The organism is Burkholderia diffusa (genome assembly GCF_001718315.1).
GTDB lineage: Bacteria > Pseudomonadota > Gammaproteobacteria > Burkholderiales > Burkholderiaceae > Burkholderia > Burkholderia diffusa_B.
Genome location: NZ_CP013363.1, coordinates 220,311 through 235,460 on the forward strand (window position 1 = coordinate 220,311; position 15,150 = coordinate 235,460).

Annotated in this window: 13 protein-coding genes; 11 read left to right on the forward strand and 2 right to left on the reverse strand. The window is 65.4% G+C overall.

Annotation, left to right across the window (positions count from 1 at the left end; translation table 11 throughout):
- The first annotated feature begins 301 nt into the window (after nt 1-301).
- Nucleotides 302-1,549, forward strand: a complete 1,248-nt coding sequence (glyA, locus tag WI26_RS16480; RefSeq protein ID WP_069226547.1) for a serine hydroxymethyltransferase — start codon at nt 302-304, stop codon at nt 1,547-1,549.
- Nucleotides 1,550-1,671: 122 nt separating this feature from the next.
- On the opposite strand, the gene WI26_RS16485 is transcribed toward glyA, so the two are convergent.
- The gene (locus WI26_RS16485) at nt 1,672-3,204 is read right to left on the reverse strand and encodes an amino acid permease (RefSeq protein WP_059466148.1); all 1,533 of its coding nucleotides are present in this window, start codon (nt 3,202-3,204) and stop codon (nt 1,672-1,674) included.
- Nucleotides 3,205-3,704: 500 nt separating this feature from the next.
- Nucleotides 3,705-5,189, reverse strand: coding sequence for an aminotransferase class V-fold PLP-dependent enzyme (locus WI26_RS16490; RefSeq protein ID WP_069226548.1), 1,485 nt, complete (start codon nt 5,187-5,189; stop codon nt 3,705-3,707).
- A gap of 501 nt (nt 5,190-5,690) precedes the next feature.
- Here WI26_RS16490 and WI26_RS16495 point away from each other — a divergent pair.
- The 10 genes from WI26_RS16495 to WI26_RS16540 all read left to right on the forward strand — a co-directional run bounded on the left by WI26_RS16495 (nt 5,691) and on the right by WI26_RS16540 (nt 15,132).
- Complete coding sequence (locus tag WI26_RS16495) at nt 5,691-6,941, forward strand: MFS transporter (RefSeq protein ID WP_069227751.1); 1,251 nt, start codon at nt 5,691-5,693, stop codon at nt 6,939-6,941.
- Nucleotides 6,942-7,078: 137 nt separating this feature from the next.
- Entirely contained in the window at nt 7,079-8,008 is a 930-nt protein-coding gene (locus tag WI26_RS16500) for a LysR family transcriptional regulator (RefSeq protein WP_059601009.1), read from the forward strand.
- A 114-nt stretch (nt 8,009-8,122) separates the two neighbouring features.
- Complete coding sequence (locus tag WI26_RS16505) at nt 8,123-8,617, forward strand: hypothetical protein (RefSeq protein WP_059466144.1); 495 nt, start codon at nt 8,123-8,125, stop codon at nt 8,615-8,617.
- A 41-nt stretch (nt 8,618-8,658) separates the two neighbouring features.
- On the forward strand, nt 8,659-9,678 hold the full coding sequence (locus WI26_RS16510; protein ID WP_069226549.1) for a hydroxyquinol 1,2-dioxygenase: 1,020 nt from the start codon (nt 8,659-8,661) through the stop codon (nt 9,676-9,678).
- A gap of 36 nt (nt 9,679-9,714) precedes the next feature.
- The gene (locus tag WI26_RS16515; protein WP_069226550.1) at nt 9,715-11,181 is read left to right on the forward strand and encodes an aldehyde dehydrogenase family protein; all 1,467 of its coding nucleotides are present in this window, start codon (nt 9,715-9,717) and stop codon (nt 11,179-11,181) included.
- A gap of 7 nt (nt 11,182-11,188) precedes the next feature.
- Nucleotides 11,189-12,256 carry a maleylacetate reductase gene (locus tag WI26_RS16520; RefSeq protein WP_069226551.1) on the forward strand — a complete coding sequence of 356 codons (1,068 nt, stop codon included), beginning with the start codon at nt 11,189-11,191 and terminating at the stop codon, nt 12,254-12,256.
- Between the two features lie 28 nt (nt 12,257-12,284).
- A complete protein-coding gene (locus WI26_RS16525; protein ID WP_060322203.1) occupies nt 12,285-13,160 on the forward strand; it encodes an intradiol ring-cleavage dioxygenase in 876 nt (291 codons plus the stop codon).
- 5 nt (nt 13,161-13,165) lie between these two features.
- Nucleotides 13,166-13,477, forward strand: coding sequence for a YciI family protein (locus WI26_RS16530; protein ID WP_059504020.1), 312 nt, complete (start codon nt 13,166-13,168; stop codon nt 13,475-13,477).
- Between the two features lie 3 nt (nt 13,478-13,480).
- Nucleotides 13,481-13,816 (forward strand): Rieske (2Fe-2S) protein, encoded by a 336-nt coding sequence (locus tag WI26_RS16535; protein WP_059466139.1) that lies wholly within the window; start codon nt 13,481-13,483, stop codon nt 13,814-13,816.
- A 227-nt stretch (nt 13,817-14,043) separates the two neighbouring features.
- Nucleotides 14,044-15,132, forward strand: a complete 1,089-nt coding sequence (locus tag WI26_RS16540; RefSeq protein WP_059542714.1) for a porin — start codon at nt 14,044-14,046, stop codon at nt 15,130-15,132.
- Nucleotides 15,133-15,150 lie beyond the last annotated feature (18 nt).

The window sequence follows — 15,150 nt, forward strand, 5'->3', positions numbered from 1 at the left end:
GCGGAGGGGCGGGCACGAATTCTCCGGGAACGGCAGGTTCCGTCGAAGGTTCCGCAGCGATGCGGACCTTCGATTTTTTTTGCCGGTTCGCCGCGCGATGCGTCCTAGCGGATTGTCGTAATCCTTCTATCTGAACGAATTTGCGTCTGCTGGAATGGCAATGCCGAATCATCGTTCAGCCGGCATCGCGGGGCGGCATGGTCGATGACGTCATCGCGCGCGGGTCCAGCGCTCGGCTTCGCGGGTCCGGGCAAGTCCGGCATACCAGGGTCAATCCATCACTTTCTTTCGATCAATCATCATGTTCAATCGCACTACCAGCACCGTCGCCAACGTCGATCCGGAACTCTGGACTGCCATTCAGGACGAGAACCGCCGCCAGGAAGAGCACATCGAGCTGATCGCATCGGAAAACTACACGAGCCCGGCCGTGATGGCCGCACAGGGCTCGCAGCTCACGAACAAGTACGCGGAAGGGTATCCGGGCAAGCGTTACTACGGCGGCTGTGAATACGTCGACGTTGTCGAGCAACTGGCGATCGACCGCGTGAAGCAGCTGTTCGGCGCGGAAGCCGCGAACGTGCAGCCGAACTCGGGTTCGCAGGCGAACCAGGGCGTGTTCTTCGCGATGCTCAAGCCGGGCGACACGATCATGGGCATGAGCCTCGCGCACGGCGGCCACCTGACGCACGGCTCGCCGGTGAACATGTCGGGCAAGTGGTTCAACGTCGTGAGCTACGGTCTGAACGAAAACGAAGACATCGACTACGACGCCGCCGAGAAACTGGCGAACGAACACAAGCCGAAGCTGATCGTGGCGGGCGCGTCGGCATTCGCGCTGAAGATCGACTTCGAGCGTCTGGCGAAGATCGCGAAGTCGGTCGGTGCGTACCTGATGGTCGACATGGCGCACTACGCGGGCCTGATCGCGGCGGGCGTGTATCCGAACCCGGTGCCGCACGCGGACTTCGTGACGACGACGACGCACAAGAGCCTGCGCGGCCCGCGCGGCGGCGTGATCCTGATGAAGGCGGAGTACGAGAAGCAGATCAACTCGGCGATCTTCCCGGGCATCCAGGGCGGGCCGCTGATGCACGTGATCGCGGCGAAGGCGGTGGCATTCAAGGAAGCGCTGTCGCCGGAATTCAAGGCGTACCAGGCAAAGGTGGTCGAGAACGCGCGGGTGCTGGCTGAAACGCTGGTCAAGCGCGGGCTGCGGATCGTGTCGGGGCGTACGGAAAGCCACGTGATGCTGGTGGACCTGCGCGCGAAGCACATCACGGGCAAGGCGGCGGAAGCGGCGCTGGGCGCGGCACACATCACGGTGAACAAGAACGCGATCCCGAACGATCCGGAAAAGCCGTTCGTGACGAGCGGGATCCGTCTGGGTTCGCCGGCGATGACGACGCGCGGCTTCGGCCCGGCGGAAGCGGAGATGGTCGGCAACCTGATCGCCGACGTGCTGGAAGCGCCGGAAGATGCAGCGACGATCGAGCGCGTGCGTGGTCGGGTCGCGGAGTTGACCAAGCGTTTCCCGGTCTACGGCTGACACGCGGCAGCCGGGTTCGACCGCCAACGCGGTTGAACCTGCTCGGTTCCGAAGCGACGTAAAAAAACCGGCTCGCGAAACCGCGAACCGGTTTTTTGCGCTGTGTGCGAATCGGTGTCGCGTCACACGGTCGGATCGACGTTCGCCTCGAGTTCGCGAATGCGCTCGTCATTGCGCGCGTCCTTGAGCATCGGCGGCCCGGCGAAGGTTCTGCGCACGCCGAAGCCGTACCAGATGACCATCAGTACCGCCACGAATGCGACGAGCACGTAGAGTACCTTCTCGTTGGGCGGCTGGATGCCGACGTATGCGAGCACGCACGCGCCCACCAGCGCGAGGAGCGCGCACGGCTTCGACCAGATGCCCAGCTGGAACGGGCCTTTTTCGGTCCACGTGCGCCCTTCGGCGAGCATCCCCGAGCCGATCGGCATCGCGTACGAGATGAACAGGAACACGGCGCTGCCCGCGCTCAACACCGAGAACGCGTCGCCGTATAGCGTGACGACGATCGCGAGCACGGCGCATGTCCAGATCGCGGGCCCGGGCGTCCGATGGTTGTGATTCACGCTGCGCAGCAGCTTCGACGCCGGCAGCCCGCCGTCGCGCGCGAACGCGTACATCATGCGCGACGTCGACATGATCGCGGCGAGCCCGCACACGTAGTTGATGAAGAACATCGCGAGCTCGAGGCACACGCGCAACGCCTTCGGGATCGGCGCGAGGATGGCTTCGAAGAAGCCGGTGCCCTGTTTCATTGCGGCGGTCAGGTCCGGCATGACCAGCACGAACGCGCACACCATCACGTAGCCGAACGCCGCGGACCAGAACACCGAGCCGATGATGCCGCGCGGCACGTTCTTCGCCGCGTCGTGCGTTTCTTCCGACGTGTGCGCGGATGCGTCGAAGCCCGTGATCGTGTAGGTCACCAGCAGCAGGCCGGACAGGAACGCGAGCGGCGTGGTCTGTTTCGGCCATGCGCCGCCGTCGACGCCCGTGTAATTGGTGAAGGTGACGAGCCGATGCAGGTCGAACGCGACAGGCGAGTAGACCAGCAGTGACACGACCAGCGCGATCGTCACGACGAAGATCAGATAGCCGGACAAGTCGGTGATCTTGCTTGCGATCCTGATGCCGCGAGCGTTCAGGATTGCCTGCGAAAAGGTGACGACCGCGATGAACGCGGTCTGATGCCACCAGGTCAGGCTGTCCGGACTGACGCCGAACATCGGTGCGATCAATGTCTTGAAGAACGGATCGTAGGTGCCGAAGTTGATCGCCGCGATCACGAAGATCAGGCCGATCAGGTTGAGCCACGCCGTCATCCACCCCCATTTCTTCCCGCCGAGGATCGCGCCCCAGTGATAGAGGCCGCCGGCGGTGGGGAACGCGGACGCGATCTGCGACATCGACACCGCGACGATCAGCGCGAACAGCGAGCCGAGCGGCCAGCCAAGGCCGATCGATGCGCCGCCGGCCGCGGAAAACGCCATCTGAAACGCGGTGATGCCGCCCGACAGGATGCAGATTACCGAAAACGACACGGCGAAGTTCGAGAAGCCGTTCATGCGTCTCGACAGCTCCTGCGCGTATCCCATCTTGTGGAGGAGGCTTACGTCATTGTCAGTGCCTGAATCAGGCTGGATTTTCGCATCCATGTTCGCTCCGTCACGAATGTCCTGCGACGCAGGACCGTCATCGCTGCCCGGGCCCGGCACGGCAGCCCGCTCCTGGAATTCGTCGGCGGCACGCGATGTGATGTATCGATGGCGATCGCGTGCCGGTCCGATACGGGAACGGTATGAAGCCAAATCTCGCGGCGATATCGGATTTCGGCAATGCGGTGAAACTCAGGATGCATGCACCGTTCATGGGCATCGCATGCAGGGTTGAATATTTGTAAGAAATCCATACGGATCAGGGATGATCCGCCCTTGTGGAACTTCGACACAGGGGGAAAGGTGCCGCCTGGAGTGGCACCAACCCGTGTGGCGAAGCGGGTTGACGGAGTGGCGGCTTCAGGAGACGGGGAGATGGACGGGGAACGATGCGGTATCGCATTCATTCCGGTTACCTAACGGTGCGGGACGCCCCGCGCGGCCGCACACCGCAGGATTCGCGCGCAAACGCGGAGCGCTTCGTTACATGCAGACTGCGCTCAGACCGTTGCCGTCCGCCGCGCGGTCAGCCGATTCCACAGCATGCCGGCGCGGCTCCCGCTTCCGCAATATGCGAGCACCGGCTTCGGCAGCGCATCGACCAGCGCACCGAACGCATCGACTTCCGCCTCGCCGATCCGGTCGCGTTCGACCGGCAGATAGCGTGCGTCGAGGCCGACTTCGCGCGCGGCGGCGGCGATTTCCTCGAAGGCCGGCTGATCGGCGCTTTCGCCGTCCGGCCGGTTGCAGATCACCGCACGAAAGCCTGCGTTGCGAATCGCCTTCAGGTCCGCCGGCGTGATCTGTCGAGATGCGGTGAACCCGGTCGCCGCCGCAGCCCGGCATTGTTCGAGCGCGCGCGCGAAACACGCGATCGCGAAGTCGACGTCCTGCTCCGTCGTGAAACGGCCGAAGCTGATGCGCACCGTGCGGGCGGCGGCTTGCGCGTCGAGGCCGAGCGCGGTCAGCACGTGGGACGGCGCGCCGCTCGTCGAGTTGCACGCGGAGGTCGACGACACGGCGAGCGCATCGCCGAGCATGAACGGGAAGAAGCCCGGCGCGTTGACCGTGAGGCTCAGCGTGTGCGGTATGCGGCGTGCCGCCGCCGCGTTGTGCGTGATGTCGCCGAGCGCGAGCAGCGCGTCTTTCAGGCGCGTGCTGAGCGTCGCGATTCGCGCGGTTTCGCGCTCGAGTTTTTCGGCGGCCACCGCGCACGCGGTGCCCATCCCGACGATCTGGTGCGTCGCGAGCGTGCCCGAGCGCAGGCCGCGTTCGTGGCCGCCGCCGTGGATCTGCGGCGCGATGCGCCCGGCAATGTCGCGGCGCACGAACAGCGCGCCGATGCCCTTGGGGCCATACACCTTGTGCGCGGACATCGACAGCAGATCGATGCCGAGCGCGCGCACGTCGATCGGCGTCTTGCCGAGCGCTTGCGCCGCGTCGACATGCAGCAGCGCGCCGGCCGCGTGCACGACGCGCGAGATCGCGCCGATGTCGGTCAGCGTGCCGAGCTCGTTGTTGACGAGCATCAGCGACACGAGGCCCGTGTCGGGGCCGATTGCCGCGGCCACGGCGTCGACGGTGATTTCGCCGTCGGCCGTGGGCGACAGGTAGGTCGCGGTCATGCCGCGCTTCGACAGGTTCGCCATCGTGTCGAGGATGGCCTTGTGCTCGAGGCGGCTGGTGATCAGGTGGCGCTTGTCGGTCGCGGTCTCCGCATAACCCTTGAGCGCGAGGTTGTTCGATTCGGTGGCGCCCGACGTCCAGACGATCTCGTCGGCATCCGCGCCGATCAACGCGGCGACCTGCGCACGCGCGTGCTCGACCTTTTCCCTGGCCAGCCGGCCGGCGGCGTGCGAACTCGACGCGGGATTGCCGAAGATGCCGTCGGCACCGAGGCAGGCCGTCATCGCTTCGATCACGCGAGGATCCGCGGGGGTGGTGGCCGCGTAGTCGAGGTAGTGCAGCGGGGTGGTGTCGCTCATGTCCTTCTCTGGCTCTTTCTTTTCGTGAGGGAGAAATGATACGAGGAGGAGCGGGGAAAAAGGATCCAAAATGCGTTGGCTATTAGAAGATATGTGGAAAAACATTCCATGAATGGCGATTTGAAGAGAATCGAATCCTGGGGTCGCGCATGGCGCCAGGCAACGATCCGCCGATGTCCATGAGGGATTCCCCCGGTGATGCCCGCATCCGCGCCATTCCGCCCGTGCCGCCGCGTGTTCCGTGCCGCCTGCTGACGCCGCCCGCACCGATCGGCCGATTATTTGCGTTTCGCGAATGGCGCGTTCGCCAGTTGTTCCATACCCGATCCGCGTGTGCGCACCTATCGTTCCGGCGTCGGCTGATTGAATTCGACGCCCGCAACGGCAAAGGCGGCCGCCACTTCCTCGCGACTCACGTCGCATCGCACACACAAGACAACGGACCGGACTCGTGCACGAACGCCCCGGCGCGTGCAGGTGGACCGGTCCATGGAGACGGACATGAAAGCAAACGAGTGGGATACCTCCTATGAGTGGAAGGCGGTGACGCTGCTGGCGCTCGGTTTCGGGCTGGTCGGCCTCGACCGCTGGCTCATCGCGCCGCTGTTCCCTTCGATCATGAAGGACCTGCACCTGAGCGCGCAGGACGTCGGCAACTGCATCGGCGTGCTCGGCCTGTCGTGGGGCATCTTCGCGGCGCTGATGGGCGGAATTTCCGACAAGGTCGGGCGCCGCAAGGTCCTGATCCCGGCGATCATCGCGTTCTCGCTGCTGTCGGGCTTCTCGGGGGTTGCGGGCGGGCTGCTCGGCCTGATCGCGATTCGCGGGCTGATGGGCGTCGCCGAAGGCTCGTTCTGCCCGACCAGCTTCGCGGCCACCGCCGACGTGTCGCATCCGCGGCGGCGCGGCCTGAACCTCGGGCTGCAGCAAAGCGGCTTCGCGCTGTTCGGGCTCGCGCTGTCGCCGATCATCGCGACGCAACTGCTCAGCGTCGTGTCGTGGCGCTGGGTGTTCGCGCTCGTGGCGATTCCCGGGCTGATCCTCGGCGCGATCATGTTCTTCGTGATCCGCGAACCGAAGCGCGCGAAGGAGGTCGTGTCGGAACACGCGCCGGCATCGCTCGGCCATGTGCTGAAGAGCCGCAACATCCTCGTCGCGATGGCCGCGCTGTGCTGTGCGATGACCGGCGTGTTCGTGCTGGGCGCGCTGCTGCCGCTGTACCTGACGGATTACCTTGCACTCGGCACGCAGAAGATGGGCCTGGTGGTGTCGGCGATCGGCTTCGGCGGCTTTCTCGGGCAGTTCGGGCTGCCGGGCCTGTCCGACCTGGTGGGCCGCCGCCTCGCGAGCATCGTCGGTTTTGCCGGCACGGCGGTGATGCTCTACGTTTTCCGGGGCCTGGGCCCGCAACCGCTCGTCCTGTTCGCGGTGCTGTTCGTCGCGTCGTTCTTCACGCTCGGGCTGGTGTCGCTGCTGTCGGGCCCGGTGGCCACCGAAGCCGCGCCCGTCGGGCTCGTGTCGACGTCAATCGGCGTGGTGGTCGGTTGCGGCGAGATCTTCGGCGGCGGCATCGCACCGGCGATGGGCGGCTACGTTGCCACACACTTCGGGATCCAGAACATTCTGTGGTTGCCGATGGGGGCGGTGCTGCTTGGCATCGTGGTCAGCTTGCTGCTGCGGGAAACCGCGCCGGCCGTGCTGCAGCGGCGCATGAGCTTGCAGCCGGAGCTGTCGGCGGGCAAGCAGCCGTAACGTTTCGCCAGGTCACGCTCGCACGGGCGGCCGGCGGGATTGACACCCGTCGGGTGACAGTGTGACGCGTTCGGCGTGACCCAGCCGGCAGGCAGGTGCGGTTAGACTGCCGATTTGGGTTTCGGAAAGGGTGCGGCATGGACCGGTTTCTGAGCATCGAGGCATTCGTGAGGGTCGCGGAGGCGAGCAGTTTCGCGGAAGCGGCGCGACAGCTTGGGGTCACCAGTTCGGTCGTGACGAACCGCATCCAGCAACTGGAGAAGTTCGTCAACGCGCCGCTGTTCCATCGCAGCACGCGCCACGTGCGCCTGTCCGAAGTGGGCGAGACCTTCTACCGCGAATGCGCCGAGGTCGTCGGGCGCGTCAACGAGCTGACCGACCAGATGCGCGAGCTGCGCGCGACGCCCACCGGGCGGCTGCGTATCCAGATGCTGCCCGGTTTCGCGCTCGATCACTTCGGCGTGCCGCTCGCCGAATTCAATCGCCGCTATCCGGGCATTCAGCTCGACATCATCGTCAATGACCGCGTCGTGGACCCAGTCGAAGAAGGGTTCGACATCGCGTTCCAGATCTTTCCGCCGATATCCGAATCGCTGATCGAGCGGCGCCTGTTCGTGGTGCGACGCCTGTTCTGCGCGTCGCCGGCCTACCTCGAAGCGCATGGTGCGCCACAACATCCGCGCGAATTGCTGCAGCACACCACGGCACTGTATTCCGGCTATCCGTCGCGCAACCGCTGGACCCTCACGCGCGGTGACGAGGTCGTCGAAATGGAATTGCCCGGCATGATCCGCTCGAACTCCGTGCACCTGCTGCGCGAATACGCGCTGACGGGCGGCGGGGTCGTGTGCCTGCCCACGCTGGTCGCGAGCGACGCGCTCGTCGCGGGCCGGCTGGTGCCCATCCTCACCGATTTCCAGATCGCGCCGCTGAGCTTCGCCGCCGTCTATCCCGCAACGCAGCGACAGGCGCTGAAGGTGAAGGCGCTGGTCGAATTCCTCGTCGAATACATCGGCGACGAGTCGCCGTGGGACCGCCCGCTGCTGGAGCGCGGCTGGGTTCGCTGAACGAAGCGATTATTCGCGAATCGCAAATGCCGTAGTCGCGGTCCGTCGCCTTGTTGACGGGCGCCCTTGCCCCTAGAGTTGAAGCCAACAAGCAGTTCAACTCAGGAGACAGCAATGACCGACACGGCATTCCACACCGTCTTTGGCTCGCTCGACAGCCATGCCAGGGGCGAGATCGAAATCACCAGCGGCAGCGCAAAACACTACGCGTTCTCGAACGTCTTCGAGATCGCATCGAAGTCGGCTCCCTACGAAAAGGTCGTCGCCGGCAAGAACCTCGAATACGTGATCGAAGTGCTGCGGACCGACGGCCAGTCGCCGTGGTTCGCGTGCGCACACGACGAGTTCGCGATCCAGATGGATGGCGAAGTCCGCATCGAATTCATCAAGCTCGACAACCCGCCGACTACCGGCCGCGGAACCGTGAGCGCCGGCGCGCAGCCGGCAGGCCGCGAGATGGGCTACGTCGTCCTGCGCAAGGGGCATCAGGCGTTGCTGCCGGCCGGCTGCGCGTATCGCTTCGCCGCCGGCAAGCCGGGCGTCGCGCTCGTGCAGACCGTGCTCGGCGAGCTGTCCGTCGAGAAGTGGGCCGACATCTGCCTGCACTGATCCACCCGACCGCCCCGTTCAACCATTCCAGGAGACACGTCATGGCCACCCTCGAGACCCTCGATCCTTCCGCGGGCTTTGCCGCCGATCTGGTGCAGGCGACGCAAGCCGATGCCGTCACCGGTTACCGCCGCTTCCAACTCGGCGAGTTCGCGTTCCAGCGCGACGAGTACTTCGTGAAGATCAGCTGGCCGGCGAAAGGCCAGACCCGCACGCACGCGATGCCCGCGGATGCATTCCTGCGCGCGATGATGCGCGACGTCGCGTGGGGCTTCTTCTACGGCTGGGTGAATTTCGATCACGTGTTCGGCACGCGCAATCACTACGGCCAGGTCGACGTCTACGCGGGCACGTTCAACGGAATCCTGAAGGAAGCGGGCGTCGACTACACCGAGACGTTCGAAACGCCGACGATCATGGCGACCTTCAAGGCCATGCTGCACGACTGGACCAACGAGGGCTTCGACCCGTTCGCGGCACCCGAGGAAACCGGCACGGCATTCGGCCGCAAGCACGGCGAGAACGGCGCGGCGATCGAACGCACGCGGATTGCCACGCGCCGCATGCCGGGCCTCGAAGGCGACTCGCCGCTGCGCGACGAGCTGCCGGTCAACCGCGCGTTTCTCGACGTCGGCCAGGACGAGCCGGAAGTGCACGTGAAGCCCGGCTTCGAAGGCGAACTGCACGCGTTCAACCTCTTCAAGTACCTGTCGCGTTCGGACGTGACGTGGAATCCGTCGGTGACGTCCGTGTGCGGGCGCAGCCTGTTCTGCCCGACCACCGAGGAATTCATCCTGCCGGTGTTCCACGGCAACGACCGCGTCGAATGGTTCCTGCAGCTGTCCGACGAAATCGTGTGGGACATCGGCGACAAGAATACCGGCGCGCCGCGCGCGCGCATCACGATGCGGGCGGGCGACATCTGCGCGATGCCCGCCGACATCCGGCACCAGGGCTACTCGACGAAGCGCTCGATGCTGTTGGTCTGGGAAAACGCGACGCCGGACCTGCCGCAGCGATACGAGAGCGGCGAGCTAGCGCCGTATCCGATCGAGTTCTGAGCCGCACGCACTTCAGCAATACATCGAGGACGATTCATGCAAACCCAACTCTTCATCGACGGGCGCTTCGTCGACGCCGTCGAGCGCGGCACGATCGACGTGCTCAATCCGCACGACGGCTCGCTGATCACGAGGATCGCGGCCGCCACCGCGGTGGACGTGGACCTGGCGGTCGAAGCCGCTACCCGCGCGTTCCCGCAGTGGTCGGCGATGCCGGCGGCCGAGCGCGGCCGGTTGCTGCTGCGCCTCGCCGATGCGATCGAAGCCAACGCCGAGGAGCTCGCGCAACTGGAATCGCTGGACACCGGCCATCCGATCCGCGATTCGCGCGCGCTCGACGTGCCGCGCACGGCAGCATGCTTCCGCTACTTCGGCGGCATGGCCGACAAGCTGCAGGGCTCGGTGATTCCCGTCGAAACCGGCTTCCTGAACTATGTGCAGCGCGCGCCGATCGGCGTCGTCGGCCAGATCGTGCCGTGGAATTTTCCGCTGATGTTCACGAGCTGGAAGATGGGACCGGCGCTGGCGGCAGGCAACACGGTCGTGCTCAAGCCGTCGGAGATCACGCCGCTGTCGACGCTGCGCATCGTCGAACTGATGGCCGAGGTTGGCTTCCCCGAGGGCGTCGTCAATATCGTACCCGGCTACGGCCATACGGCCGGCCAGCGCCTTGCCGAACACCCCGGCGTCGGGAAGATTGCATTCACCGGCTCGACGGCGACGGGCCGCCGCATCGTCGAGGCGTCGCAGGGCAACCTGAAGCGCGTGCAGCTCGAACTGGGCGGCAAGGGCGCGAACATCGTGTTCGACGACGCGAACCTCGACGCCGCCATCAACGGCGCCGCATGGGCGATCTTCCACAACCAGGGGCAGGCGTGCATCGCGGGTTCGCGTCTGGTGTTGCATGAACGTATCGCCGACGCATTCCTGGAGCGCTTCGTGGCGCTGGCGTCGTCGATCCGCGTCGGCAACCCGCTGGACCCGGACACCGAGATGGGGCCGCTGACGTCGAAGCAACACCTCGACCGCGTGCTGTCGTTCGTCGACGTCGCGCGCGAGCAGGGCGGCCGCGTGCTCGCGGGCGGCAGTGCGCCGCAGGATGCCGCACTCGCCAACGGCTACTACGTGCGCCCGACCATCATCGAAGCGAAGAGCGCCGCCGACCGCATCGCGCAGGAGGAAGTGTTCGGCCCGTTCGTCACCGTGCTGCGCTTCGGCAGCGACGAGGAAGCGCTGTCGATCGCCAACGCGACCGAATACGGGCTCGGCAGCGGCCTTTGGACCAACGATCTTTCCCGCGCGCACAAGATGGCGTCGCGGATCGATGCGGGCATGTGCTGGATCAACTGCTACAAGCGCGTCAATCCGGGCAGCCCGTTCGGCGGCATCGGCAAGTCGGGCTACGGCCGCGAGATGGGCTTCGAGGCGATGCACGACTACACGGAAGCGCGCTCGGTGTGGGTCAACGTCGACGGCAAGGTGCCGCCGCACTTCAAGCGTTGAGGTCAAGATGGAGCGCTTCGTCTATCAGGGAACGCCGTCGCGCGTCGTGTTCGAGTGGGGTGCGCTCGAACGGCTGCCGGACGAGCTGTCCGCGCTCGGCGCGCAGCGGGCGCTGATTTTGTCGACGCCGGAACAGCAGCCGCTCGCCGAACGGGTCAGGGGCGTGCTCGGCGAGCGCGCGGCCGGCGTATGCGCGCAGGCCGTGATGCACGTGCCGGTCGAAGTCGCGCGTGCCGCGCGCGAGACGGCCGCCGAGCTGGGCGCGGACTGTTGCGTCGCGATCGGCGGCGGCTCGACGATCGGGCTCGGCAAGGCGATCGCGCTCGAGTCGTCGCTGCCGATCCTCGCCGTGCCGACCACGTACGCGGGCTCGGAGATGACGCCGATCTTCGGGCTCACGGAAGGCCGGCTGAAGCGCACTGGGCGCGATGCGCGCGTGCTGCCTCGGACGGTGCTCTACGACCCGTCGCTGACGCTGTCGCTGCCGCCCGGAATTTCGGCGGCGTCGGGCGTCAATGCGATGGCTCACGCGGTCGAGGCGCTCTACGCGGAAGATGCGAACCCGGTGATCAGCCTGATGGCCGAGGAGTCGATCCGTGCGCTCGGCGAGGCTCTGCCAGTGATCGTTCGCGATCCGAACGATCGTGAGATGCGTAGCCGCGCGTTGTATGGCGCATGGCTTGCCGGCACGTGTCTCGGCTCGGTCGGCATGGCGTTGCATCACAAGCTGTGTCATACGCTCGGCGGCACCTTCAACCTGCCGCATGCGCAGACGCACGCCGCGATGTTGCCGCATACCGCGCACTACAACCATGCCGCGGCGCCCGACGCGCTGCGCCGCGTCGCACGGGCGCTGGGCGGCACCGACGCGGCCGACGCCGGCCCGCTGTTGTTCCGGTTGAATCGGCAACTGGGCCTCTCGCCGGCGCTTGCCGACATCGGGATGCCGGAAGCGGGCCTCGACGAAGCCGCCGACCTCGCCTGCCGGAATCCCTATGCGAATCCGCGGCCGATCGAACGCGCGCCGATTCGCGAATTGCTTCAGCATGCGTGGGAAGGGCGCGAGCCGCATTGAGCGGCCGGCTGCATCACAGGAGACGAACGTGACGAATGAGCTTCATGACGACGGCGATACGCGGTTGACCGAGCAGGTCGTCGCCAGCTTCGACGGTACGCCTGATCCGCGCTTGCGCGTGCTGATGCAGAGCCTTGTGCGGCATCTGCATGCGTTCGTCCGCGAGACGGAGTTGACCGAGGCGGAGTGGATGGCCGCGATTCGCTTCCTGACCGAAACCGGGCAGATGTGCGACGACGTCGTGCGCCAGGAATTCATCCTGCTGTCGGACACGCTCGGCGTGTCGATGCTGGTCGATGCGATCAACCATCGCTTCGCAACCGGCGCGACGGAAACGACCGTATTCGGCCCGTTCTACATCGAAGGCATGCCCGAGCGCGCGTATGGCGAGAACATGGCGTTCACGCCCGGCACACCCGTCGTCGTGCACGGCCGCGTGCTCACCACCGACGGCGCACCCGTGCGCGACGCGGTGCTCGACGTGTGGCAGACGGCGGAAAACGGCATGTATTCCGGACAGGACACGGCGCAGCCGCACGGCAACCTGCGCGGACGCTACCGCACCGACGCCGAAGGCCGTTATGCGATCACGACGATCCTGCCGGTCAGCTACCCGATTCCGACCGACGGCCCGGTCGGGAAGATGCTCGATGCCACCGGCCGTCATCCGTGGCGGCCCGCGCATCTGCACTTCATGATCGACGCGCCGGGCTACCGCAAGCTCGTCACGCATCTGTTCGACGAAGAGGACGCCTATCTGAAGTCGGATGCCGTCTTCGGCGTGAAGCCGTCGCTGATGGTTGCCTATCGTCCGCGTGCGGCGGGCGATGAACTCGCGCGCCGGTTCGGGTTGAGCGGCGCGTACCGCGAAGCGACGTACGACTTCGTGCTCGACCGGAGCTGACCGACATGGCGCGATTCTTTGCAGTGTTTGCGACCGACCAGCCCGGAATGCGCGAAGTGCGCGACCGCGTGCGGTCCACGCACCGGACCTACCTGCGCGCCGCTGCGCAGCACGGCGTATATGTGCGGCTCGGCGGCCCGACGCTCGATCCGCAGGGCGATGCGATGAACGGCACGTTGCTCGTCGTCGAGGCCGACGACATCGATGCGGTGATGCAGTTCGTCGGCAACGATCCGTACGTGAAGGAGGGGCTGTTCTCGCGGGTGGAGGTTCGACCGTGGGACTGGAGCCTCGGCAATCCCGAGCGGAGAGCGTGAATCATGGGCGCCGCTCGACTTTGCCGGTTCTCCGATGTGCCGGACGGCGGGGCGCGCGTCGTCGACGAAGCGTGCATCGGGCGCCCCGTCATCGTCGTGCGGCGTGGAGAGCAGGTGTGGGCTTACGTGAATCGTTGCCCGCATTTCTCGGTTCCGCTCGATTTCGTGCCGGGCAACGTTTCCTGCTATCGGTCGCAGGTGCTGATGTGTGCGCATCACAGCGCGCTGTTCCGGTTCGACGATGGTGTGTGCATCGACGGGCCGTGTTCGGGTGCCGGGCTGGAAGCCGTGGCCGTCGAGGTGGATTCGACGGCATGGGTGATTTGTCGGAGCGCTTGATTCGGAAGGTCGGATTGCGCGACTGGAGTCGGGCCGTGCGGTAATCGAATCACGCGGGATGACATCGGAATTAAGCTGGATTTCACCCGCTCCATTCAATCAGTAAAGCTAATCGAATACTCATTTTCACGACCCGGATGAATTCGAAGCCGGGCCGGGGAAGTCGTTGTTTCACGAAGAATCGGGCGAGTGCCCGATTCGTATCGACAAGAAAAGACGGAGACACAATGAAACTGAGGTTTGGAGTGATCGCGATGCTTGCCATCGCGCCGGGCGCGTACGCGCAGAGCAGCGTGACCATGTTCGGTTTGATCGACAGCGGCATCTCGTATGTCAGCAACGAGGGCGGCGGAAAGAACGTCAAGTTCGACGACGGCATCTTCACGCCGAACCTGTTCGGTTTGCGCGGCACGGAAGATCTCGGTGGCGGATATCACGCGACGTTCGCGCTCGTGAACCAGTTCTCGATGGCGAACGGCAGCATCGTCGGCACCGGCATCTTCGGGCGCAACGCATATGTGGGCATCGAGAGCGACCGGTTCGGCAGCGTCAGGCTGGGGAATCAGTACGACTTCATGGTGGATTCCCTGTTTGCGAAGGGCAACGCGATCTCGATGGATCTCACGGGGCTGTACGGGTTCAGGAATGGCCCGTTCCAGCGTCTCGCGCTGCCTGGCAATCCCACCGGCGCATTCGACTGGGACCGCACGGCAGGCAGCAAGCCGGTTGCGAATTCGGTCAAATACAGTTCGCCGACGATTGCCGGGTTTTCCGGGGGCGTGATGTATGCGTTCGGCGGCGTGGCGGGCTCCGTCGGTGCCGACAATACCGTGAGCGCCGGGCTGAACTACGAAGTCGGGGCGTTGGGTATCGGTGCGGCCTATACGAACGAGAAGTATGGTCCGGCGCCCGGTACGCCGTCGACCAGTGTGCGCAACTGGGGCATCGGGATGCACTATGACTTCGGTGCGGTGACCGCGAAGGCGTTGCTGACCACCGTGCACAATTCGTTCAACGACGCGGGCGCGTGGATGGCCGAAGCCGGTGGAGTATGGCGCATCAGGCCGGACATCTTTCTCGGCGCGAAATACATGTACATGAAGGGCAACGAAGCCGTGAACGACAACCATGCACATCAGGTCAGCGTCGCGCTTCAATACCTGTTGTCGAAACGGACGATGGTTTACGTGTCGGCGGACTATCAGCGCGCGAACAGCGGGGCGAATGCGCAGATCAACGGCGTGCTCGATCCGAACGGGGCGTCGAGTTCGGCGAGCCAGGCCGTGGCGCGCGTTGGCGTGCATACGATGTTTTGACGGCGTGCCGGGCGGACT

Excerpts from the sequence above, each read along its gene's own strand:
- glyA (WP_069226547.1), top strand. The coding sequence starts at position 302 with ATGTTCAATCGCACTACCAGCACCGTCGCCAACGTCGATCCGGAACTC.
- WI26_RS16485 (WP_059466148.1), bottom strand. The coding sequence starts at position 3,204 with ATGGATGCGAAAATCCAGCCTGATTCAGGCACTGACAATGACGTAAGC.
- WI26_RS16490 (WP_069226548.1), bottom strand. The coding sequence starts at position 5,189 with ATGAGCGACACCACCCCGCTGCACTACCTCGACTACGCGGCCACCACC.
- WI26_RS16495 (WP_069227751.1), top strand. The coding sequence starts at position 5,691 with ATGAAAGCAAACGAGTGGGATACCTCCTATGAGTGGAAGGCGGTGACG.
- WI26_RS16500 (WP_059601009.1), top strand. The coding sequence starts at position 7,079 with ATGGACCGGTTTCTGAGCATCGAGGCATTCGTGAGGGTCGCGGAGGCG.
- WI26_RS16505 (WP_059466144.1), top strand. The coding sequence starts at position 8,123 with ATGACCGACACGGCATTCCACACCGTCTTTGGCTCGCTCGACAGCCAT.
- WI26_RS16510 (WP_069226549.1), top strand. The coding sequence starts at position 8,659 with ATGGCCACCCTCGAGACCCTCGATCCTTCCGCGGGCTTTGCCGCCGAT.
- WI26_RS16515 (WP_069226550.1), top strand. The coding sequence starts at position 9,715 with ATGCAAACCCAACTCTTCATCGACGGGCGCTTCGTCGACGCCGTCGAG.
- WI26_RS16520 (WP_069226551.1), top strand. The coding sequence starts at position 11,189 with ATGGAGCGCTTCGTCTATCAGGGAACGCCGTCGCGCGTCGTGTTCGAG.
- WI26_RS16530 (WP_059504020.1), top strand. The coding sequence starts at position 13,166 with ATGGCGCGATTCTTTGCAGTGTTTGCGACCGACCAGCCCGGAATGCGC.
- WI26_RS16535 (WP_059466139.1), top strand. The coding sequence starts at position 13,481 with ATGGGCGCCGCTCGACTTTGCCGGTTCTCCGATGTGCCGGACGGCGGG.
- WI26_RS16540 (WP_059542714.1), top strand. The coding sequence starts at position 14,044 with ATGAAACTGAGGTTTGGAGTGATCGCGATGCTTGCCATCGCGCCGGGC.